General features: G+C 36.9%; 22 protein-coding genes and 1 pseudogene. 6 read left to right on the top strand and 17 right to left on the bottom strand.

Annotated elements, in window-relative coordinates:
* Nucleotides 1-88: 88 nt before the first annotated feature.
* Nucleotides 89-451 (bottom strand): annotated as a pseudogene (locus tag ACQKMR_RS02200) (competence protein ComK); the annotation flags it as partial.
* 458 nt (nt 452-909) lie between these two features.
* Complete coding sequence (locus tag ACQKMR_RS02195) at nt 910-1,740, bottom strand: hypothetical protein (protein WP_427695819.1); 831 nt, start codon at nt 1,738-1,740, stop codon at nt 910-912.
* An 84-nt stretch (nt 1,741-1,824) separates the two neighbouring features.
* Between ACQKMR_RS02195 and ACQKMR_RS02190 the strand changes: the two genes are divergently transcribed.
* Complete coding sequence (locus ACQKMR_RS02190) at nt 1,825-2,061, top strand: hypothetical protein (RefSeq protein WP_427695818.1); 237 nt, start codon at nt 1,825-1,827, stop codon at nt 2,059-2,061.
* 465 nt (nt 2,062-2,526) lie between these two features.
* Here ACQKMR_RS02190 and ACQKMR_RS02185 read toward each other — a convergent pair whose 3' ends face one another.
* Nucleotides 2,527-3,090, bottom strand: coding sequence for a competence protein ComK (locus tag ACQKMR_RS02185; protein WP_427695817.1), 564 nt, complete (start codon nt 3,088-3,090; stop codon nt 2,527-2,529).
* Nucleotides 3,091-3,439: 349 nt separating this feature from the next.
* Here ACQKMR_RS02185 and ACQKMR_RS02180 point away from each other — a divergent pair, with 349 nt between their 5' ends.
* On the top strand, nt 3,440-3,676 hold the full coding sequence (locus ACQKMR_RS02180; RefSeq protein ID WP_427695816.1) for an IDEAL domain-containing protein: 237 nt from the start codon (nt 3,440-3,442) through the stop codon (nt 3,674-3,676).
* A 72-nt stretch (nt 3,677-3,748) separates the two neighbouring features.
* Here ACQKMR_RS02180 and ACQKMR_RS02175 read toward each other — a convergent pair whose 3' ends face one another.
* Together ACQKMR_RS02175 and ACQKMR_RS02170 are read right to left on the bottom strand one after the other, a co-directional pair.
* Nucleotides 3,749-4,558 (bottom strand): YitT family protein, encoded by an 810-nt coding sequence (locus ACQKMR_RS02175; protein WP_427695815.1) that lies wholly within the window; start codon nt 4,556-4,558, stop codon nt 3,749-3,751.
* 154 nt (nt 4,559-4,712) lie between these two features.
* Nucleotides 4,713-5,978 (bottom strand): M48 family metallopeptidase, encoded by a 1,266-nt coding sequence (locus ACQKMR_RS02170; protein WP_427695814.1) that lies wholly within the window; start codon nt 5,976-5,978, stop codon nt 4,713-4,715.
* Between the two features lie 205 nt (nt 5,979-6,183).
* Here ACQKMR_RS02170 and ACQKMR_RS02165 point away from each other — a divergent pair, with 205 nt between their 5' ends.
* Nucleotides 6,184-6,771, top strand: coding sequence for an SCO family protein (locus tag ACQKMR_RS02165; protein ID WP_427695813.1), 588 nt, complete (start codon nt 6,184-6,186; stop codon nt 6,769-6,771).
* A gap of 168 nt (nt 6,772-6,939) precedes the next feature.
* On the opposite strand, the gene ACQKMR_RS02160 is transcribed toward ACQKMR_RS02165, so the two are convergent.
* The 4 genes from ACQKMR_RS02160 to ACQKMR_RS02145 form a co-directional block, all read right to left on the bottom strand.
* A complete protein-coding gene (locus ACQKMR_RS02160; protein ID WP_427695812.1) occupies nt 6,940-7,467 on the bottom strand; it encodes an HD domain-containing protein in 528 nt (175 codons plus the stop codon).
* 177 nt (nt 7,468-7,644) lie between these two features.
* Nucleotides 7,645-9,189 (bottom strand): fatty acid--CoA ligase family protein, encoded by a 1,545-nt coding sequence (locus ACQKMR_RS02155; protein ID WP_427695811.1) that lies wholly within the window; start codon nt 9,187-9,189, stop codon nt 7,645-7,647.
* A gap of 180 nt (nt 9,190-9,369) precedes the next feature.
* A complete protein-coding gene (locus ACQKMR_RS02150) occupies nt 9,370-10,359 on the bottom strand; it encodes a lipoate--protein ligase (RefSeq protein WP_427695810.1) in 990 nt (329 codons plus the stop codon).
* 45 nt (nt 10,360-10,404) lie between these two features.
* The gene (locus tag ACQKMR_RS02145) at nt 10,405-11,139 is read right to left on the bottom strand and encodes an MBL fold metallo-hydrolase (protein ID WP_427695809.1); all 735 of its coding nucleotides are present in this window, start codon (nt 11,137-11,139) and stop codon (nt 10,405-10,407) included.
* A gap of 172 nt (nt 11,140-11,311) precedes the next feature.
* Between ACQKMR_RS02145 and yhfH the strand changes: the two genes are divergently transcribed.
* A complete protein-coding gene (gene yhfH, locus ACQKMR_RS02140; RefSeq protein ID WP_427695808.1) occupies nt 11,312-11,440 on the top strand; it encodes a protein YhfH in 129 nt (42 codons plus the stop codon).
* Between the two features lie 182 nt (nt 11,441-11,622).
* On the opposite strand, the gene ACQKMR_RS02135 is transcribed toward yhfH, so the two are convergent.
* The 4 genes from ACQKMR_RS02135 to hemE all read right to left on the bottom strand — a co-directional run bounded on the left by ACQKMR_RS02135 (nt 11,623) and on the right by hemE (nt 14,724).
* Nucleotides 11,623-12,198, bottom strand: a complete 576-nt coding sequence (locus ACQKMR_RS02135) for a TetR/AcrR family transcriptional regulator (protein WP_427695807.1) — start codon at nt 12,196-12,198, stop codon at nt 11,623-11,625.
* A 211-nt stretch (nt 12,199-12,409) separates the two neighbouring features.
* Nucleotides 12,410-12,649 carry an NAD(P)-binding protein gene (locus tag ACQKMR_RS02130; RefSeq protein ID WP_427695806.1) on the bottom strand — a complete coding sequence of 80 codons (240 nt, stop codon included), beginning with the start codon at nt 12,647-12,649 and terminating at the stop codon, nt 12,410-12,412.
* A 17-nt stretch (nt 12,650-12,666) separates the two neighbouring features.
* The gene (gene hemH, locus ACQKMR_RS02125) at nt 12,667-13,602 is read right to left on the bottom strand and encodes a ferrochelatase (protein WP_427695805.1); all 936 of its coding nucleotides are present in this window, start codon (nt 13,600-13,602) and stop codon (nt 12,667-12,669) included.
* Nucleotides 13,603-13,680: 78 nt separating this feature from the next.
* Complete coding sequence (gene hemE / locus ACQKMR_RS02120; protein ID WP_427695804.1) at nt 13,681-14,724, bottom strand: uroporphyrinogen decarboxylase; 1,044 nt, start codon at nt 14,722-14,724, stop codon at nt 13,681-13,683.
* A 295-nt stretch (nt 14,725-15,019) separates the two neighbouring features.
* On the opposite strand from hemE, the gene ACQKMR_RS02115 reads away from it, so the two are divergent.
* A complete protein-coding gene (locus tag ACQKMR_RS02115) occupies nt 15,020-15,535 on the top strand; it encodes an antibiotic biosynthesis monooxygenase family protein (RefSeq protein WP_427695803.1) in 516 nt (171 codons plus the stop codon).
* Nucleotides 15,536-16,012: 477 nt separating this feature from the next.
* Here ACQKMR_RS02115 and ACQKMR_RS02110 read toward each other — a convergent pair whose 3' ends face one another.
* Nucleotides 16,013-16,306, bottom strand: a complete 294-nt coding sequence (locus tag ACQKMR_RS02110; RefSeq protein ID WP_427695802.1) for a hypothetical protein — start codon at nt 16,304-16,306, stop codon at nt 16,013-16,015.
* A gap of 92 nt (nt 16,307-16,398) precedes the next feature.
* Here ACQKMR_RS02110 and ACQKMR_RS02105 point away from each other — a divergent pair, with 92 nt between their 5' ends.
* Nucleotides 16,399-17,592, top strand: coding sequence for a M20 family metallopeptidase (locus tag ACQKMR_RS02105; RefSeq protein WP_427695801.1), 1,194 nt, complete (start codon nt 16,399-16,401; stop codon nt 17,590-17,592).
* Between the two features lie 46 nt (nt 17,593-17,638).
* Here ACQKMR_RS02105 and ACQKMR_RS02100 read toward each other — a convergent pair whose 3' ends face one another.
* From ACQKMR_RS02100 to ACQKMR_RS02090, 3 genes are all read right to left on the bottom strand, one after another.
* A complete protein-coding gene (locus ACQKMR_RS02100; RefSeq protein ID WP_427695800.1) occupies nt 17,639-18,343 on the bottom strand; it encodes an EcsC family protein in 705 nt (234 codons plus the stop codon).
* Nucleotides 18,344-18,766: 423 nt separating this feature from the next.
* Nucleotides 18,767-19,975: an ABC transporter permease gene (locus tag ACQKMR_RS02095; RefSeq protein WP_427695799.1), complete on the bottom strand. Its 1,209-nt coding sequence runs from the start codon at nt 19,973-19,975 to the stop codon at nt 18,767-18,769.
* On the bottom strand, nt 19,968-20,711 hold the full coding sequence (locus ACQKMR_RS02090) for an ABC transporter ATP-binding protein (RefSeq protein WP_427696082.1): 744 nt from the start codon (nt 20,709-20,711) through the stop codon (nt 19,968-19,970). The genes ACQKMR_RS02095 and ACQKMR_RS02090 overlap by 8 nt, the downstream gene beginning before the upstream one ends.
* Between the last annotated feature and the right edge of the window lie 129 nt (nt 20,712-20,840).

Raw genomic sequence — 20,840 nt, 5'->3', positions numbered from 1 at the left:
TGTATGATCGTATGAAAGTATGAATCCTTGACATACCATTAAGATATACATTCATGGAACCTTTATCAAATACACTACCCTTTCTGCTCTAGCGTGGATTATACTTTGACATCATCTCTGAAGCTTTTCCCCCATTTGCATCGGTGAACAAATAGAAAGATTTTCTCTTTGTTTCCTCAATCCTTTGGATTAGTTTAGTTTTTAAAAAAGATGTCCGATGCAGCTGGTTTTCAAAAGAACTGCATGATACTTCTATATCGATGGTTTGTTTATTCCGGAATGTAACCTTTGTATGTTTGGAATCTAAGCGATCATAGGATACCACATGCTCATGAGATAACCAGATGCATTGAGGACGTAAGGGAGATGTAGTCGGAAAGAAGAAAATTGAACTAGTTGGATCAATCGCAATCGGCGCTTTATGAGTGATATTTATAAGCTGTTTCGTTCCATCCTTTCGGCCTTAGAGGATATGGGAGTACATAAAATTAAATAGCTCCCCTATTTCAATCAATAAATGTTAAAAAGGAACTATATCACTTAAAGTAAAGCACAAGCTGAACTTTCAGACCTACTAATAATTTCTTTACCCCCTGAAAATAACTCATTAATCACAATCTCTACCCTCCATATCTAACGAAAGAATAGTGAAATAACAAAGAATATTATAATTTTAGACTTAATTATTATTAGTTCCTTTTTAATTATTGTCTTGGCTTATTAGAATCATGGATAATTATTCCAATGTAATGCACAAGTTTGAATGTTATTTAATAGTACAATCTCTGCTACCATTCCACCAAATAAGTAAACCACCTATAGGATAAGTGCAATCTCTTCTATATTCTCCGGTCAAAATTCCAAAAAAAAGACCCTTCCGCCATGCAGAAAAGTCCTTACATTAATATGTTATTTACCACAAAACTTTTTCTTTTCAGAAGCCGTCATTGCCCGCGATTTGGCTGCATCAACACCGTCAAGCTCTTTTGTTTTTGCATCTTTAATAGGGTCCCTAAATGTTAAATTTTTTTGTTTGTAAAAAAATCCATCGTTATAATATCTAAGTTTCCCTACTGCTTTATTTTTTCGAGGCGTAAATTCAAACCAACCAATATGTCCTTTTTTAACACCAATAGTATTAGTATCAGTATAAGTTGCAGTTCTATTATACGTAAATCCTAAATTTGGTTTAATTGAGGCAATTTCTTTACCTGTAAGGCCTATATTAGCTGACCAATTCTCAGTTCTTGAAGCACTAGCAGATTTTGTAGCAGAAGCAGACCCACAATTAGCCAAATATTTAGAACTCCTCTTTGAAGTCCCATAATAAGAAGACTTAGATTCACGGACAAACTTTGTATAATTGGAAACCGCTTTCGTACCTGACGGATCAGGAAGTAAATTTGGTGCAGGTCCACCAGATGAATTGATTGCTGGAATAGTAATGTTCTCATTAATGTTATCATCATCTATAACTACTACCTGTTCATCAGTAGCTAAAGTCCTAATATAACCGACATCCATTGATGGAAATTCGTCATGTTCAATTTGATTTAATATTTCTTTATAATCATTTACAGATATTTCCTCACCAGTTACACTGTTAGTAACACTATCAATAAAATTCCCCTCTTCATCTAACAGTTGGTCTTCGGCTGAAACCGTTTTAACAAACGCAAAGGTACTGGTAATAAATAAACTTAACACAATGCAAATAACAGTTAAATTATTTTTCTTCAAGAAATCCCTCTTCTCTACTATAATGGTAAATTATGGACTAACGACCATAAAATGTAAATACATTAAAAAAAGTGAGGAATTCATATGTCAAAAAGATTAACTGGAACTATATTTTTAACAACTGGAGCTTTTCTATTTTCTATTAGGTACTTATTTTCATCTCTATATGCCATAGCATTTAATAGTATAGGTGACATAAACGAAACAGCTACTAAAATGTCGCCGGGAGTTGGTATTTTAAGTGTAATATTTTTTATTCTAGGTGTATTCTACCTTGTCTGGGCTGAGAGTGAAGCTGTAAAAAAAACAAAAGAAGGATAAATCTTCTTTTACAGAATGATTAATTAGTTATTTTTATAGAAGTGCCAACGGGAATAATATTATTTGAAGAGGGAATATGAAAGGGCAACGCCATATCGGCATTGCTCTTTCATTTTATAGAAAGATATTTTAATTTCATTGATTTGTTCAATCTTTTTAGAAAATCCGATTTAAGAATGTAAGGGATATGCTGATTATCTATGGTGATAACATAACCATTTCCAAAGAAGGCACTGAAAAATTAAGAAAAGAAATTGACGATTTAATGGATGAGTTATTTGAAGATTAATTCTGGAGCCCTTCTCAAATGAGAAGGGCTTTAGTTTTGTAATAATCCCTTTTGCTAGAGCAAGCATTTTTTATTTTATCTTCTGATATGTATGATCGTATGAAAGTATGAATCCTTGACATACCATTAAGATATACATTCATGGAACCTTTATCAAATACACTACCCTTTCTGCTCTAGCGTGGATTATACTTTGACATCATCTCTGAAGCTTTTCCCCCATTTGCATCGGTGAACAAATAGAAAGATTTTCTCTTTGTTTCCTCAATCCTTTGGATTAGTTTAGTTTTTAAAAAAGATGTCCGATGCAGCTGGTTTTCAAAAGAACTGCATGATACTTCTATATCGATGGTTTGTTTATTCCGGAATGTAACCTTTGTATGTTTGGAATCTAAGCGATCATAGGATACCACATGCTCATGAGATAACCAGATGCATTGAGGACGTAAGGGAGATGTAGTCGGAAAGAAGAAAATTGAACTAGTTGGATCAATCGCAATCGGCGCTTTATGAGTGATATTTGTAAGCTGTTTCGTTCCATCCTTTCGGCCTTCATAACTCGATCCAAAGTACTCACAGCTTTTCTTGACAATTTCCAAAGGTTTGAATGGGGAAATGAACTCGTCCTCCAATTCAACGATTTGGGCGTATATTTTACTTCCATAATTGATTGGCATAACCATTAGTGTATAGGGGGTGATTTCATATTCTTCAATGATTCCCTGACAACTTTCCTTCAACTCACATCCACCTCTTCCTCACTGCTTTAAAAGTGTAACTTTCAGCATTTAGTTATTATTTTACCACTACTTAGAAAACAGCTAAGATTTCAATCAAATCTATTACCTTGCCCCCTCCCAAATACCTTAGACGTGGACAGCTAGTTAATAAGTGTTAAATTCCTCACTATAATAGCATAATTAGCATAGGTTATAAGCAAGTTCACAAAAAATTAAAAATTCTTTATAAACGTGGTCATTTCGTCATCGAAACGACACATTCCCTTTTAATATCCAAGTATTTTAAATTTTCAGTTGATTTTATCCACTTAAATCCATATACTAATAAAAAGGGTCAGGGGTGGTTACTTTGAAAAATGAAAAATCTTATTCAGAGTCAGTGAAGTCCTTATCAATGAGCGAAATGAAAAACGATGCTGTAGTTCAGGAAATGTTAATTGATATGATTATTCTAGAATCCGTCCTTAATACCAAAAAGAATATCCTTGCGAAACAAATTGATGAAGCGTTGGATACGAGAGACAAACCTTTATTCCTAAAACTAAGTTCTGAAATGAACATTTTGCTAAAACAGTTTGGAAATTAAAAATGTTTGATTAAAGATAGCTAAATAATCAAAAAGCCTCCCCAAATGTCGGGAGGCTTTTCTATTTCTTTATCATTCTTTATGAAACATCCCCATGACCTCGGCTGTTTCAGTTATATTTACAAAAGCATTCGGATCCACTTCTTTTATCATCGCTTTTACATCGGTTAATTGATAACGAGTAATGACGGTCATCATTACTTTACTCTTTTCTCCGGAGTATGCACCTTCACCATCCATGACAGTAATTCCCCGGTATAAGTTGGTAAGAAGCTTCTCTTTCATTTCGTCACTCTGTTTCGTAACAATCATTAATGTTAGTTTAATGTGATTTGAATGAATCGTATCAATCACTTTTCCTGCTGCATATATAGAAATCAGTGTATATAATGCGGCATCCCATCCAAAGATGAACCCTGAGATAACCACGACAACTGCATTCATCACCGATAGTAATGAACCAAGTGGAAAGTCGCTCTTCTTAGCCAAAAGCATTGCAATGATATCAAATCCGCCGGAAGATCCTGAAGCACGGAAGATGATACCGATACCAACCCCCGAAATGATTCCTCCAAATAAAGAAGACAAAATTGGTTCTGTGGACACTCCATGAATCGGAATGATATACAAACTGACAGATATTACGACAACTGATAATATCGTATATGTGATAAAACGTCTTCCTAATTTTATATATCCCAGAATCAACAGGGGCAGATTTAACAGGAAATTCAATATCCCTGTGTTAACTGGGGTAATGATTCCTAACATAATCGCAAGCCCACTAAGTCCGCTGCTCAAAATTAAATGAGGAATCAAAAATAGATTGTAGGCTAATGCAACAAGCACTGAGCCTATAATGATGAAAAGTACATTATACATAACTGATCTCCTTATAAACCAACTGGGAATTTAATTTATTATATTAGAGAACCTAAGATTTATAAATTAAAAGTTTTTTCTGAAAACAACATACAGACTTCCACTTTCCCCTAAATAAGGTAAGTAAAAAAGCCAGCTGATTTTCAGCTGGCTTTCAATCGTCCTTTGTATCATCATTTTCAACAGTAGAAATCCGCTCAAGCATCGTTGGATGGGAATAACGCAGCCATTTAACTAGTAATGGGGGATTTACCTGACTCAACCCCGCCCTCGTGAGTTCCTGGAACGTGGTGATTGCCGATTCTTTATCACCAGTCATTTCAATAGCATAACGGTCAGCCCTTGTTTCTTGATATCTGGAAACATAATTGGACAGCGGACTGGAGGCAAACAGCAATACAGTCGTAATTAAGAGAAATAATGGAAGTGAAGAGATGCTGTCAACCGAATGTACTTTTAACATGTGGCCCCAACGTCTAATAAAGTAATTCATGATTTTCGATGTCAGCCACAAACCAACTAAAGTCATTCCTAAATAACCTGCTATACCAATATATATATGCTTTTCAACATAATGAGCCATTTCATGTGCCATGATAAAAAGTATTTCATCTTCCTCTAGTTTGTTCAAGATCGTATCCCAAAGAACAATTCTGGAGTTCGAACCTATACCGGTTACATATGCGTTCAAAGCATTTGTCTTTTCTGCCATATTCACTTCATATACATGATCAGCCGGAATTTCGGCCTGTGCGGCAAGTGCCAATATTTCCGTTTCTAATTCTTTATTTTTCAGTGGATAAAATTCATTATACAGAGGATCAATCAATACAGGCTGAAAAAACATCAGGAACAATGAAAATGGAATCGACAACAGCCAAGCGTAGAGCCACCACTTCTTCACACTTTTCTTCATTAACCAATATAAAACGGAAACGATGATGAACATCATCCCAAAGTTCACCCAGAAATCGATGACTTCATCCTTCATCCACGAAGAGAAACTCTGGGTACTGATATGGTAATTTTTACTCATCCTGTAACCAATGAAACTGATTGGAAACAGCGCTAGATAAGAGACCACCGAAAGCCAAAATAAATAAATGCCTGTTTGGATCACTTTCCATTTAGAGGTCCCCAAAGCCGATTTTTCAAATGCTTTTGAAAACCCAAATAATAAAACAAAAAAATACATTAGCCATTCATATGGAGTGGAAACGAAAAAAAGAAAATTCCGCAACCCTGAATACTCCTCGCTAAGTTTTAGTTCCCTTGCATTCAGAAATGTTGCAGGATCTGCTGCAGTACCACGTAATGCTTGGGGAATAGAGGTATCTGCCCCATAGAAAATATACCAATACATCACTGCTACAAAAAGGATATATAAAAGAACCGCTCTTCCTGCCCATTTCCTAACCATTACGACCCTCCTTTAAATCAAACCTACCTCTTATAGTTTAATCCAAAATGGACAGGTTAGAACCGTATTTCCGTCTCCATATCATTTAATGTCAATAAATGTTCAAATAATCTTCATCATTTCGCCCGTTTTCATTCCTTCGTTTAAAATTCAGTCCTGTATAGTGAAGATAGATAATTATAAAGACTTGGGGTGACAAACAAAGATGAAAAAAATTTATATTATTTTTACAATTTTATTAGTGATGGGCATTGGATCAGGTATCTTTTATTTTACAGAATACCGTCAGTCAAAAATGTATTTTCCAGATGAAATAGTGATGAAAACACAAAAAGGTGAAACATATAGCTTCTCTAAATTAGAACCTAAAGTCCGACTATTGGAGTTTATGTATATTGATTGTCCAGATTTATGTCCGAATACCACATTTCAAATGCAAAATATTCGAGATCAACTAGTTAAGAAAAATATTTTTGGAAATAAAGTGGAGTTTTTAACTATCACTTTTAATCCGGAAAAGGATTCAGCTGAAAAAATAGATGCGTATGCAAATACATTTGAAGTAAATAAAACGGATGGCTGGGAGATATTACGAGGTTCACCTGAAGATACCAAAAGGCTCACTGACCAATTTGATTTTCTTTTTCGAGATTCAGGAACCGGTGAATTTGTCCATACTACCGCAACCTATTTGCTCGATGTTGAAAATCGTGTCGTCAAAGTTTTTGGAATGGGTGAATATGATTTCGATAAAGAGGCAGTGTATAAAGCTATTATGAAAGAAGTCGATTAATGGTGCAAAAAGGATTCTACTTGAGTAGTAACCCTTTCATACTAATTGAAACTGCAATAACAAAACATATATATATATTTCAAGAATAGAACTTCTTAAAAAAGCACACCAATGTGCTTTCAATATTTACTCCATATAGAAATCCTGTAAAGCTATCACCGTATATTTTCAGGATGATAGCCTTTTTCTTTGTTCCTCATCAATGAGTTTATCTAGTTGGATGATGCTTTCCTTTGCACGCAGGAAATCAATTTTGCGATAATGGTGTTTTCCACCTTCTTCTTCATCTTTTTCGTCGGCCCATTTGACGACCTGCTGAAGCGGTGTTCGAATAATATCATTTGAAGGTAAAAATGAATCGGTGTGAAATAAAATGGCGAGGGAAATAGTCTTGGCTTTAATCGGATTTTCTCCAAGCCGAATTAACAGTTTATGCGCTCTTTCTGCACCTTTAATAGGATGGATATCATTTTGTTTGTACAAATCATAATCCCATTTCCCATTGCGGTACCAGGTGAAATGACCCATATCATGCAAAAGACCAGCTTTGGCTGCAATATCAGGATCTACGTTATATTCGTTTGCTAGGTGAAACGCATGATAGGCAACGGCAATCGCGTGTGCAAGGCCTGATCGGTTCAAGTATTTTTGAGCAATAGGATGTGTAAAAATATCTAAAAGCTCTACATCTCTCATCTTACCCCTCCTTACATGTAGTGAAATTTTTAATGACAATCATAACTCTTTTTGAAACAAGAATCAAGACCTGAAGCTCCCACTCTATATACATTATGCATCGCGATACACTTTGCTTGTACAAAAAGGAGACTATTGCATGTGATAGGCAATAATCTCCTTAGCTACAAACCATATTTAGTTTTGAGTTACATGAGTTTTCAAGGAGCGACGTAAAATTTTTCCTGTCGTATTTTTTGGAAGTTCATCTAAGAACTCAATTTTTGCTGGGACCTTATATTTAGCTAAATGTTCTAAACAATAAGCAAGTAATTCTTCCTCGGTCAACGCATTATTTTTTTTCACCACGAAGCATTGAACGACTTCACCTTGATTAGGATCTGGCACGCCTATCGCCGCCGCTTCAACCACTTCAGGATGGGCATATAAAACCTCTTCGACTTCACGCGGATAAACATTATAACCACCAACAATGATTAATTCCTTTTTACGATCTACAATAAAAAAGTAGCCTTCTTCATCCATCCGGGCTAAGTCACCAGTATATAGCCAGCCGTTTTTTAAAACAGCCGCCGACTCTTCAGGCATTTTGTAATACCCTTTCATTACATTCGGACCTCTGACAATCAACTCGCCCACTCCATTGACAGGCACTTCTTCATCAAGCTCATTTACGACTTTGTTTTCAACATGAAGGATTGATGTTCCGATTGATCCGGCCTTCCTTGGACGATCCAAAGGATTAAAGCATGTGACAGGTGATGCTTCAGACAAGCCGTATCCTTCTGAAACAATAATATTGAATTTCTGCTCAAAAGATTCCAGCAGTGAAACCGGCATGGCAGACCCACCTGAAATACATATTCGCAACGAATTCAAATCTTCTTCTTTACCATCTGGATATTGGAAAAGGAAATTATACATTGTTGGTACGCCAGCAAAAACAGTCGCATCATATTTTTTGATTAGCCTGAATATTTCCTTTGGACTGAATTGCGGGACAATTAAAAGTGTACCTCCGCTTAACAATGGAGCATTCACAACGACTGTTAAACTGAAAACATGAAACATTGGCAGTGTCGTAACAACACGGTCATTTTCCGTGATTTTTAAATATTCGCCAACATCATGTGCATTGGAGTAAATATTTGTATGCGAGAGCATGGCCCCTTTTGGTTTTCCAGTGGTCCCAGAAGTATATAGAATGATTGCCGTATCTTCAGGATCCAGTCCCGGTCCTATAAAATGGACATCCCCCTTTTTCAACATCTCTGTAAACGATTTCATTTTAGGGTAGATATTCAGTTTACTTATATCTCCATTAGGCGGTTGCGTTTCACAAATTACATATTGCTCAACATTTGAAAGAATGGGATTCATTTTCTCTAATAAGGGTAAAAGCTTATCTAAAGCTACAACGACCTTTACATCACCGTTATTCAGGATGTATCCAATTTCATCAGGTGTGTAAATTGGATTTACAGGTATAACGGTCGCCCCTGCTCGTAAAGCCCCATACAACGAAATAATGAAATGCGGAGAATTGCCTAAAACCAACGCAACATTATCACCTGTTAAAACACCAAGCTTATGTAGTTCATCTGCAAACTTTGTTACGGCTTCATCCAATTCTCCATATGAAGTGGATTGATCCATAAAATAATAAGCTGGCTTATCGGCCTTTCTTAAAGCCGTTTGATGAAGCTGATCAGATAAATTCATCGTTCTCCCTCCCCTGTAGAAAGCATGAATGAATAGTCATTCATTTTTAACTCAAACTAAATACAGTTTTATTATATTAAAAGTAAATGATTACAGCAACATTTTTATCCAAATTCAAGCAATTAATGTCATTATTAGACACAAAAGCCGTCCTAATAGGCTCGGACGGCTAATTCAAAATTAATATATTAAAGCTAATATCTCATCTTTTGTTACATTGCCAAAATAATGTCGAACATCTATTTCTTCTAATATCGAGCTGATAGATTCTTTTTCATAACGAGTTCCAGTAAGCCTTTGTTCTATGTCAATAACTTCGCCAACTCCAAAGAAGTCACCGTAAATTTTACAGTTCTCAATGATTCCCCTATTCACTTCAAGACGGATATCAACCGAACCAGCTGGGAACCTATGTGAGTTTTGCAAGTTGAATTTAGGCGATTTTCCGTAGTTCCACTCCCAATTTTGATACCTTTCCTCTGAGATTTTGTGAATCTTCTCCCAATCTTCCTCTGTTAAAACATACTCCGTAACTTCTCCACTATCTTTAAAAATATTTTTCAAAAGGAAAGAACGGAATTCTTCAACAGTCATCGGTTCTTTTAGAAAATCAGCGATATTACCGACACGGCTTCTTATCGATTTAATCCCTTTTGACTCAATTTTATCTTTTTTCACTTTTAAAGCGGAAACAATATGGTCCATTTCTGATTTAAACAACAATGTCCCATGACTGAACATCCTGCCCTTCGTTGAAAACATCGCGTTGCCGGAGATTTTCTTTCCTTCAGCAAGGATATCATTACGTCCACTTAATTCAGCATGAATCCCTAGTTTTTCAAGCGTTTCAACCACAGGTTGAGTGAATTTCTTAAAATTATGGAAGCTATCCCCATCATCTTTCGTAATGAAACTGAAATTGAGATTTCCTAAATCATGATAAACCGCTCCACCCCCGGAAAGACGCCTGACAACAGTAATACCATTATTTTCAACATAATCGGCATTAATTTCTTCAATCGTATTTTGATTTCTCCCTATGATGATGGAAGGACCATTAATATAGAATAAAAGATAGGTTTCATCTATATTTAAGTTTTTGAGTGCATATTCTTCAATAGCAAGATTAATCTGTGGATCTGTGATTCCTTTGTTATCAATAAAAAGCACAGCCGTTCCCCCTTGTCGACTTCATTCATACCCCTAATGATTCATTTATAGTTGAAATTCGAGATTGCTTTTCGCTACTGCGATTTCCCGTTTGAATACCTCGGATGCTTCTTTTTTCAGTTGATTCAGATCACCATAATGCGGTAGATGGGTTAACAGTAAAAGCTGGACGTCTGCCTTATCTGCAAGTATGCCCGCTTCCCTAGCTGTCATATGCCCAGCCTTTGAGCCATCCATATCGCTGTAAAAGTTGCTTTCACATAATAAAACATTTGCATCCTTGGCGAAATCAGCCAGCTCATCCATATAAGAACTGTCCCCTGTGTAGACAATCGAATGATTTTCAGCTTCTATTCTCATTGCAAAGCATGGGACTGGATGTTTTGTTTTCATAAAAGTAAATTTGCATGGACCGATGCTTAAAGGTTCATCAGCAGAGTAGGCAATCCCCTTTGTTACATCTTTATAGGTTAACTTTTCAAATTCGACTGCATCTAAATCATGACCATAAATCGGAATAGTCCTTTTTTCGCTGCCCAGTATTTGCTGAATTAATGCAGCGTGTTGCAGGACACCAACATCCGCTACGTGATCCGGATGATAGTGGGATAATACTACCGCACCGAGTTCCTCCGGCTTCATATGATTTTGTAGCTGTGATAGAACACCACTACCGCAATCAAGCAGAATGCGAAAATCTTCATATTCAAGCAAATAGCCAGAACTTGCCTCATTTTTAGCTGGATATCCACCCCAACAGCCAATTACGGTGATTTTCATGTTTAGGCACTCCTTTTTTCTCTCAATGACTTCCCCATTAATATAAACTATTCTTCCCCTCTTTTCACCCTTTTTACTTATGTTATAAAACATACATTGACACAACGATTCTGTTATAATACAATAAATTCTATAGAAAAGAAATTTTAAAAAAAATCAGGAGATGATGTTCATGATTCAAAGTAGCGTTGAGTTCTTTAAAAACCTGCCTCCTAAACAATGCTCGGAATGCGGAAAAAAGATTGAAGAACAGCACGAATGTTATGGAAACCACTGTGATCATTGCCTTTCTGTAAAGTAGTAGTTTATTTGATTCACCATCCGCTTCCCAATTAGCAGGTTGATCCCATATAAAGTTCCAGTTTCGCAGCTGGACCTATCCCCAAATATAAAAAGACGATACCAATTAATTGGATCGTCTTTTTATATTTTCTTCGATTTAAATGCGCTGTTTCAGGTCAAATATGCAAAAAAATAGAATTATCATGTAACAGATAATCCTTTAAATAAATATATTTTGAATAGCTCAGCAATTTCTTCTTTTCCTAATGGGTCATGATTCCTCTCCCAATCGAAAATAAGGGCAAGGTACATTTTTAACATAAGGAATGCCGTTATTTCTGGATCACAAGGCTGAATATAGCCTTTATCAATTGCTGATTTAAGTTTTTCTTTAATATAGGAAACAATAGCTTCTTCCATTTCATTAACCATTTCCTGAACGGCCGGAGTGCCAATTTCCCGTTCTTCTTGAAGAAGTTTTAAAGATAATTGATGTTCCTGTCTAAATTCCAAAAGACGATAAACAGCTCGATGAAGATTTTCAAAAAAGGAGAATTGATCATCCAGGGATTGCTCAGCCTCATATTTCATTTCCTCGATCATTCGCTGAACAATTTCTTTAAAAAGCTCTTCTTTATTTTTATAAAAGGTATAAATGGTTCCTTTTCCAACATTGGCAATTTTAGCTACTTGATCCATTGTAGTTGCCTTGTATCCAAAAAGGGAAAAAGACTTGGTCGCGGCTTCTAAAATTAATTTTTTACGATCAACAGACATTTCCCACCTCCATTCCGACCAAACGAACAGAACAGTCAATAAGTTCAATAATATTCTACCAAAGTCTTTCTGTATTTTCAATTAATTGTTTTACAAACTTACAGAACATACACAGTATTCCACTTAAACGCATATAGAAACAGTGGCTATCCTCGTTACTGGATAGCCACCTTATTAGCAATGGAGATATTATTTTGTTTTATAAACTTAACTACTTATCCACAACAGATTGGTCAATGCAGTCCGGCAAACTGAATCCGTCATATGAACTACCTGCAAGAAATACATGCACTTTCCCACCTAAGCAAGGGCCAGCAGTTGCAATTAAAAGTACTTCGTAAGGGAAGTCTTCCTGCTTCAGTTTTCGTTGTAGATAATAAGCAGCTGCAAGACCAGTTAATCCTCCCCCGATTATGGCAGATCGTTTTTCATTGTATGATTCACCATTCATCGCCCTCTTTTTAATAATTATTTCTCATGTAATTTGTTTAAAATAATTGTAGACAAGGCGTCGATAAATGCAGGTTTTACATTTGGCATATCAGGTCGGTAGTAACCGGCTCCAATTTCTTCTGTAACAACTTTACATTCATAATCATTATCATAAAGAACTTCAAGATGCTCGGATACAAAACCAACAGGAATATAAATGAAAGCCTTATACCCTTTTGCTTTATAGAGATCTCTAGTTAAATCCTGTACATCCGGTCCTAACCACGGTTCAGGCGTTTGTCCGGCACTTTGCCAGCCTACTGCATAATTGGTAACCCCTGCGCCTCCAGCGATTAGATTCGCCGTTTCTTCAAGTTGCTTTGGATATGGATCTCCTAATTGTAAAATCTTTTCCGGAAGACTATGTGCAGAAACAACCAAAGCATAATTATCGCGTTCTTCCGAAGTCATTTTTCCAATTGTATCTTTTAGTTGGTCCACCCAATATTGAATGAATTTTGGCTCATCATACCAGCTTTCAACAGAAGTAATGTTAAGACCACCCAATTTAGCTGCTTCATCCTGCGCACGTCCATTGTAAGACTTCACACTGAAAGTTGAAAAATGCGGTGCCAATACGATACTGACAGCTTCCGTGATACCATCATCATGCATTTGTTTAACAGCATCTTCAACAAATGGTTCGATATGTTTAAGCCCTAAGTATGCCTTAAATTCAATTTCGTCCTGAATTGAATTTAATTGTTTTTCAAGCGCTTCTGCTTGTCCTGCTGTAATTTTCGCAAGGGGAGACAAACCACCAATCGCTTCATATCTGCCTTTAAGATCGGCAATCAATTCTTCACTAGGTCTTCTTCCATGACGAATATGTGTATAATATCTTTCAATATCCTCTTCTGTGTATGGAGTACCATAAGCCATGACTAAAAGGCCCATTTTTTTTCTTGACATGCATTTACACCTCTTTAAAAAATTCCGTTCTTTTATTTTGCATCCACAAAGTTTTTTTAGCAAACGGTTCGCTCAGGTTTACTTCTTATTTGATGAGTATTCATGAATGAAAGCGGTCAATTTCTTCAATGTTTCAGGATTCACGGACGGGAACACCCCATGTCCAAGATTGAAGATGTAGCCATCCTGCTGCATACCTTGGTCAAGGATTTGTTTCGTCCTCTCTTCTATGACATCCCATGATGATAATAGGAGGGCAGGATCAAGGTTACCTTGAACTGTTTTCTGTATCCCCATCTTTCTTGCTTCTGCGATAGGAAGTCTCCAATCCAATCCCACCACATCAATCGGCAGATCATTCCACTCCAATGCCAAATGGCTTGCACCTACACCAAACATAATTAGAGGAACATTTTCTTCACGTAAGGAGGCAAAAATGCGATTCATGATTGGCTTGATGAACACCCGGTAATCTTCAACATTTAACGCCCCAACCCATGAATCAAAGATTTGAATGGCTTTAACACCCGCTTTAATTTGTGCCTTTACATAGATGATAATCATATCTGCTAACTTGTCCATCAAAGCAAACCAAGCTACCGGCTCAGAATACATAAAAGCTTTCGTCTTATTGTAGTTTTTCGAAGGACCGCCCTCAATCATATATGAAGCAATCGTAAATGGAGCTCCTGAAAAACCAATTAAAGGTACAGTCAGTTGCTCTGTCGTTAATAATTTGATGGTGTCCAATACGTATGGGATGTCTTCCTCAGGATTTAATTCTCCTAATTTTTCAACATCTTTCACCGATTGAATTGGATTAGATATGACCGGACCGATTCCTGACTTAATATCTACGTCCACCCCAATGGCTGGTAGCGGTGTCATAATATCTTTATATAAAATCGCCGCATCAACATCATATTGTTCCACAGGCAATCTTGTCACAAAGGCGCATAATTCCGGCTGATGAGTAATTTCAAAAAGGGAGTACTTTTCTTTCAATTTACGGTATTCCGGCTGTGAACGGCCCGCTTGACGCATATACCAAACAGGTACATGATTCGTTTTCTCACCTCTCGCAGCTTTTAAAAATGTATCATTCGTAATTTCCTTAGACATTAATATCCACCTTTCAAGCAGTCACGTTCTATTTTATTTATTCATTACTTACATAGAATATCAGATGGAAGTTGATTTTCAAATTGAATCTCCTTAAACTATAGCTTTTTCTATTATAGAAGTATAGCCAAGCTAATTATTTGTCAGAAAATCGACGTTTTTAGGATTTTCGCAGATAATTTTCAAAACTATTTGAGTTGCACATGAAGTTTTATATTTGATTGGAAATGGTAAAAACACTATGGATTGGGTAAAATGGGTATACACCTACTATTAGTATTTGGAGGGGATTTATATGAATGTATTCATTACATCAGGAACATACGATTTTTTAAAAATCAAAAAAGATAAGCACCCAAATGAAAAAATATTACTTATGCAAAATTCTGAAACTGCCGTACTTTTGCATGAAACACCGGGGAAAACAATCTTTAGCTCACCACGCAAATTTGAAGTAGTAGATGGAAAGGGTGACCTTCAAAATCATGGATATGTAGTTATGAACAATATCCCTGTCAGTGAAGAAGGACGTCCTGTATTTGAACACCGTTTTAAAAACAGAGCCGGCTTCATTGAAAAAGAACCTGGATTTGTCGCCCTTCGTGTCCTACGACCAACCAATTCAGAGACTTATGTCATCTTAACCATATGGGAAAAGCAAGTGGACTTTTTGAATTGGAAAAAATCCAGTTCTTTCCAAAAGGCGCATAACGGTGATTCCAAACCACCTGTAACGAATTCCAGCCAGAAGATGTTCTCGGGTGAGGCGTATGTGACGCAATATACTTTGATGGAGGATTCTGAAGAATAGATATTCTTGTTACAGCACATCAAAAGCAAAAGTCCATCAGACTGTAGACAAACTCGATAAAAATCGGGTTTGCCTATGGCTTGTACAATTTGAACGTTGATTGGAACGTAGGGCACTCGCTTTCCGCGGGCGGTCCGGGAGCCTCCTCGGCTTGCGCCTGCGGGGTCTCCCCTAGACACGCTTTTCCCGCAGGAGTCTCGCACCTTCCGCTCCAATCAACTTTGTTAAAAATTTAGATAGAACCTCTTTTGCCTACAGTCTTAAAAGTCCATCCTTAAGAGGATGGACTTTTAGTATCTTTCAAATCCGAATTGTTTATTTTAGATTAGCTACTTGCGGTCTTCCAAAATAATAACTGACATTCGGCTTTGAGTGTTAGTGTTTAAATTCCTATGAAATACGACAAATTTCTTCTTTATTTCCAGGGAAATGATTTTCCGGTCGTTCTCATTGAATAAGATTTTTTATTCCTTTTCTTTAACAAGTCCTCTCCAGCCACTCCAATCGAGAAAACGGCTCTAGCCAAATAACCTTCTTTGTCATCCATAAATTAAGGATAAAAAGTAAACTTCCAAAACTAATAAATATCGAAGTGCCGAAATATGTAATCAATTTGAAAAACGTAAAGAAATATGAATTCTCCACCACGGATAAACGGTCTGAAATAAATTCACCAAATGCTAGAACCTTCCCATTTTGAACTTCATTCATCAAAAAAATAAATATGATCATGCAAGGCAAAATCACGGTAATCCTTGCACAACTAATCATGATATACCTCTCCTCGGAGTGGTATTATAATACTTTTGATTATTCAGATTATGATATACTATTTACAATTAACAATCCTTAGGAGGTGCATAATGATACATCAATTACATGCTCTTTTAGAAGGGTCTTATGAAGAAATGGTTTCCATTAGGCGATATCTTCATCAACATCCAGAGCTTTCTTTTCAAGAAACCAAAACTGCAGCCTTTATCTCTGATTATTATCAAAATCTCGGAATCGACTGCCAATCAAATGTCGGAGGTAATGGCATAGTTGCAAAGATTACCGGCAGTAAACCTGGTAAAACAGTGGCATTGCGCGCAGATTTCGATGCCTTACCTATTCAGGATGAAAAAGAAGTATCCTATAGGTCTACCGTGCCAGGGGTCATGCATGCATGCGGTCACGATGGCCATACCGCGACTCTCCTAGTCCTTGCAAAAAACCTTCATGAATTGAAAGATGAGCTCGAAGGTCAGTATATTTTTATTCATCAACATGCGGAAGAATATGCTCCAGGGGGCGCTAAGCCGATGATTGATGCTGGCTGTCTGGATGGGGTGGATGTAATTTTCGGCACCCATTTATGGGCAACGGCACCGACAGGAACGGTTCAATATACTTTTGGGCCACTAATGGCTGCTGCTGACCGTTTTGAAATTCAGATTCAGGGGCAAGGAGGACACGGAGCCCAACCACACAAAACCCGTGATGCGATTGTTGTCGGTTCACAGCTAGTGGTCGCATTACAACAAATCGTAAGTCGGCGTCTTAACCCATTAGATTCTGCAGTTATCACCATTGGTTCCTTCGTGGCTGATAATGCCTTTAACGTCATTGCAGATAAAGCTAAAATAGTTGGGACTGTCCGCACTTTCAAGGAAGACCTCCGTTCATTTATAAGCGAAGAAATAGAGCGGGTTGTCAAAGGGACTTGTCTAGCTGCCGATTGCACCTATGATTATCAATATTTTCAAGGTTATCCAGCTGTTATCCCCCATGATGAGGAAACAAAATTTCTTATCGAATGCACCAAATCGGTCAAGGAAGTTCTAGTTACAGAGGAAATTGACCCAGATATGACAGGAGAAGATTTTTCTTATTATTTACAAAAAGTGAGAGGTACATTCTTCTTTACAGGAGCCAAACCGAAAAATGTCCATACCTATCCTCATCACCATCCTTTGTTTGACATCGATGAAAAAGCAATGCTCATTGCCGCAAAGACATTAGGCACTGCAGCAGTTACCTATCATAATAAATATCCATCCACTCAGGGTGAATGAATATTTATAACGAATATAGAATAAGGGACGGGTTTTCCCCGTCCCTTTACTTAGTTAGAAGTCTAACTCGGTAACAATTAACTGCTGTCTCGCCAAGGTGTTCAAGCAAATGATGGTTAGCATACGCCCCGACAGCTGCCCCAAACCCTGGAACCAGCTGAAACATTTTGATTACATCTATGTGATCGCGATATTCCTGTTGAAAATCCTGCCAGTTGATTTCGTGCACATTCTCTGAATCCCATTCTTCTATAAACCGTAATGTTTCCATCTTTTTTTCCTCACTTGAAAAAGCTAGCTGAAAGATATGAAGAATAAAAAGGCGTTCATCATACTTGTTTGGGTCAAAGCCATACAAACGTGATATTTCAAATAATAACTTCATCTTAATGCTTAACAGTAGAGGAAAATCAGCCATCCCGATTAAAAGGCCGGCTGCTCCGGTTCCCACACCTTCAATAACAGCTGTTTTTCGATAGGTCGCTATAGTTTCCGCAACCCATTCCTCCTTTTGTTGTAAGGATAGCAGTATCACATTTTTTTCTTTTGACATATATTTAGACCCTGATAATACGGCATCTACCATGCTTTTTATGCTATCCGCAATTACTTTATGCACTCGGTTTGGAATATAACTATTCACTTTTATTTGAGCCTTTTTGGACATGCGCTCAAGCATCCCCGATTTCTTAGCGATTTTCTTTTTCCATGAAATGAGTTCAGATAGTGCTGTTTGTTCGTATGCATTCATTTCCCCACCCCCACTATTTATGTATATACCCCTGATATGGCTTTTAGTAAAAATTAAAAGGACCGTTACCGGTCCTTTTGGAAGTAACCTTACTTAAGCACTCGTTCAGAGTAATTTTATGTTGTACTTCTCTAACTATTCCGCCACGATTATGGAAGAAAAAATTCGACCAAGTTTCTATAACAAAATCTTCAAAGCACATTAAATGTGCTGGGTTGATAGTTTTGTCCATATCAGCTGATCTTTGAAAATACAATAAACTAAATTTCTACCGAACCTTATAACGTTCTGTATTAAATGCGGTTTCAATAACTGCATATAATAAAAAAATACGCAATACAAAGAAATATCAATAACCTCATCGGTTTTTCCATCATTTTAAAGATAAAGCTGATTTTCCTTTTTGAAAAATCAGCTCCATACTTAAAAGTTTTTAATTTTCTTTGTTGCATAATTTTTAAAGCCCAATAGGAAAACAAGCCCCATCACCAGAACAGCTAAAGCAGACATCCATTCCCCTTTTATAAGCAGGACTATGCTGAAGACAAGGTCCTCAAATAATAGGAAATAAGAAATAAGCTTTATTACTGCGACTTCTCTCATTTTTGCTGGCAATGGATATAGTGACACCCACACTTTCCATTCGTGTACCTTCCAAACCGGCAGGAGCTGGAGAGCTGTCATAAACAAGAATAGAAAAGTGACAAGTAAATGTGCCAATATATTTGTAAAAACAACTAAAACAACTGAGCCAATTACCATTAATCGCAGGCAAAGTCCAACATAATCATTGGAACGCAGTAATGTTCGGGCATAAAGATAATTATACGTTGATTTCTTACCATACGGTATGAAGTCCAACAGCCAGTCCATCCATTTCCTTCTTGCAACCTTCCCTTTCAAATGAGGAACATCGGTAAACATATTCGCGATTTTGTAAAAGGAAGTCATTCGTTTGTTTTCAAGGTCAACAAGTCGCTCCCACTTCAATACAAAGCCCCTAGTTGCACTACGATAATACCTATACAGCCCTACCAATAATATAATGGTTATAAGTACAAATAGGATATTTGCTTTTGAGCAAACAAAATAGAGCAGCACTCCATTAAGTAAAAAACGGATATATGAGTCCCAATGACTCACTGATAAATCCTGATATTTCAACACGTGCCAACGCATAATTAAATTTAAATATTTCATAAGCAACAAAACAACAAGAATGATCCCAAAGTCTGCACCACTTGCACCCGTAACCTTCGCATACATTGGTATAAATGCAGTTAAGACAATCAGCAGGATAAAGCCTTGCATAACCCAACTTAATAACAGGGAATTTTTAAAATAGCTTTTCAATTTAGTTTCAAGCGGAAGCAAAAACACTGTATCCGGTTCTTTTAAAAATGTATTTATCGGGCTTCTGGTTACAATGATTGCTAGAACAAAGGCCATAATTAATTCAGCCGGGAAGTTACTGTCTAATGTTCTCACCCAGTCACTGTAATAATAAGCCAAACCACCAAATACCAATACCATTACGAAGACAAGATGTCCGTTAAAAATATAGCGCATATATTTTTGCATTTCCATGATGTAGCCTAAATATCTTTCCTTCCAGAGATTTTGACTATTCATGACCAATTTCTTCTTTCGTTAATTGGATATACAAATCGTCAAGTGTTGCCCCCGGCATGGAAAATTGTTCGCGAAGTTGCTCTAGATTACCTTTTGCCCGAATTTCTCCATTATGCAAAATGATGAAAGAATCGCAATATCGCTCGGCCGTTGCCAGAATATGAGTGGACATTAAGATCCCAGCTCCACTCTCTTTCATTTTCCTCATTAAATCAAGCAAAGATTGAATCCCTAGCGGATCAAGCCCTACAAAAGGTTCGTCAACAATATATAAAGATGGCTGTACTAAAAAGGCACACATGATCATGACCTTTTGTTTCATCCCTTTTGAAAAGTGAGCCGGAAACCATTTCAGCCTCTTTTCCATATGGAATTCCTTTAATAGGACATCCATCCTTTCTTTATATATCGCTTCCTCCAAGCCATGCGCCATAGCCGTCAACTTTAAATGCTCCTCAAGTGTCAGCTCATCATATAAGATAGGCGTTTCTGGTACGTATGTGAATTGTTTTCGATATGTATCAGGATCCTGCGCAAGTGTTTTTCCATGAATCGAGACACTTCCGCCTTTCGGTTCCATGAGTCCGATAATATGTTTAATTGTTGTACTTTTCCCAGCCCCGTTAAGCCCGATTAATCCAACTAACTCATTGGGTTTAATGTCAAAACTTATTCCTTTTAATACGGGCTTTTTTGTGTATCCCCCGATTAGTTGCTTAATTTCCAATAAGGACATATAAACGATCCTTTCTATAATAGAGGTTCTTATTTCCATTTTATCAAATTCTTCCGCTTTTATATAGTCGAGTGTTCCTGGAATTAAATTTCCACAAATAACCAATTATATTTTTTCTGCTTATTGGTC

This window comes from Peribacillus sp. NPDC096540 (assembly GCF_050278525.1).
GTDB lineage: Bacteria > Bacillota > Bacilli > Bacillales > DSM-1321 > Peribacillus.
This window is presented reverse-complemented; position numbering and strand designations above follow the sequence as displayed.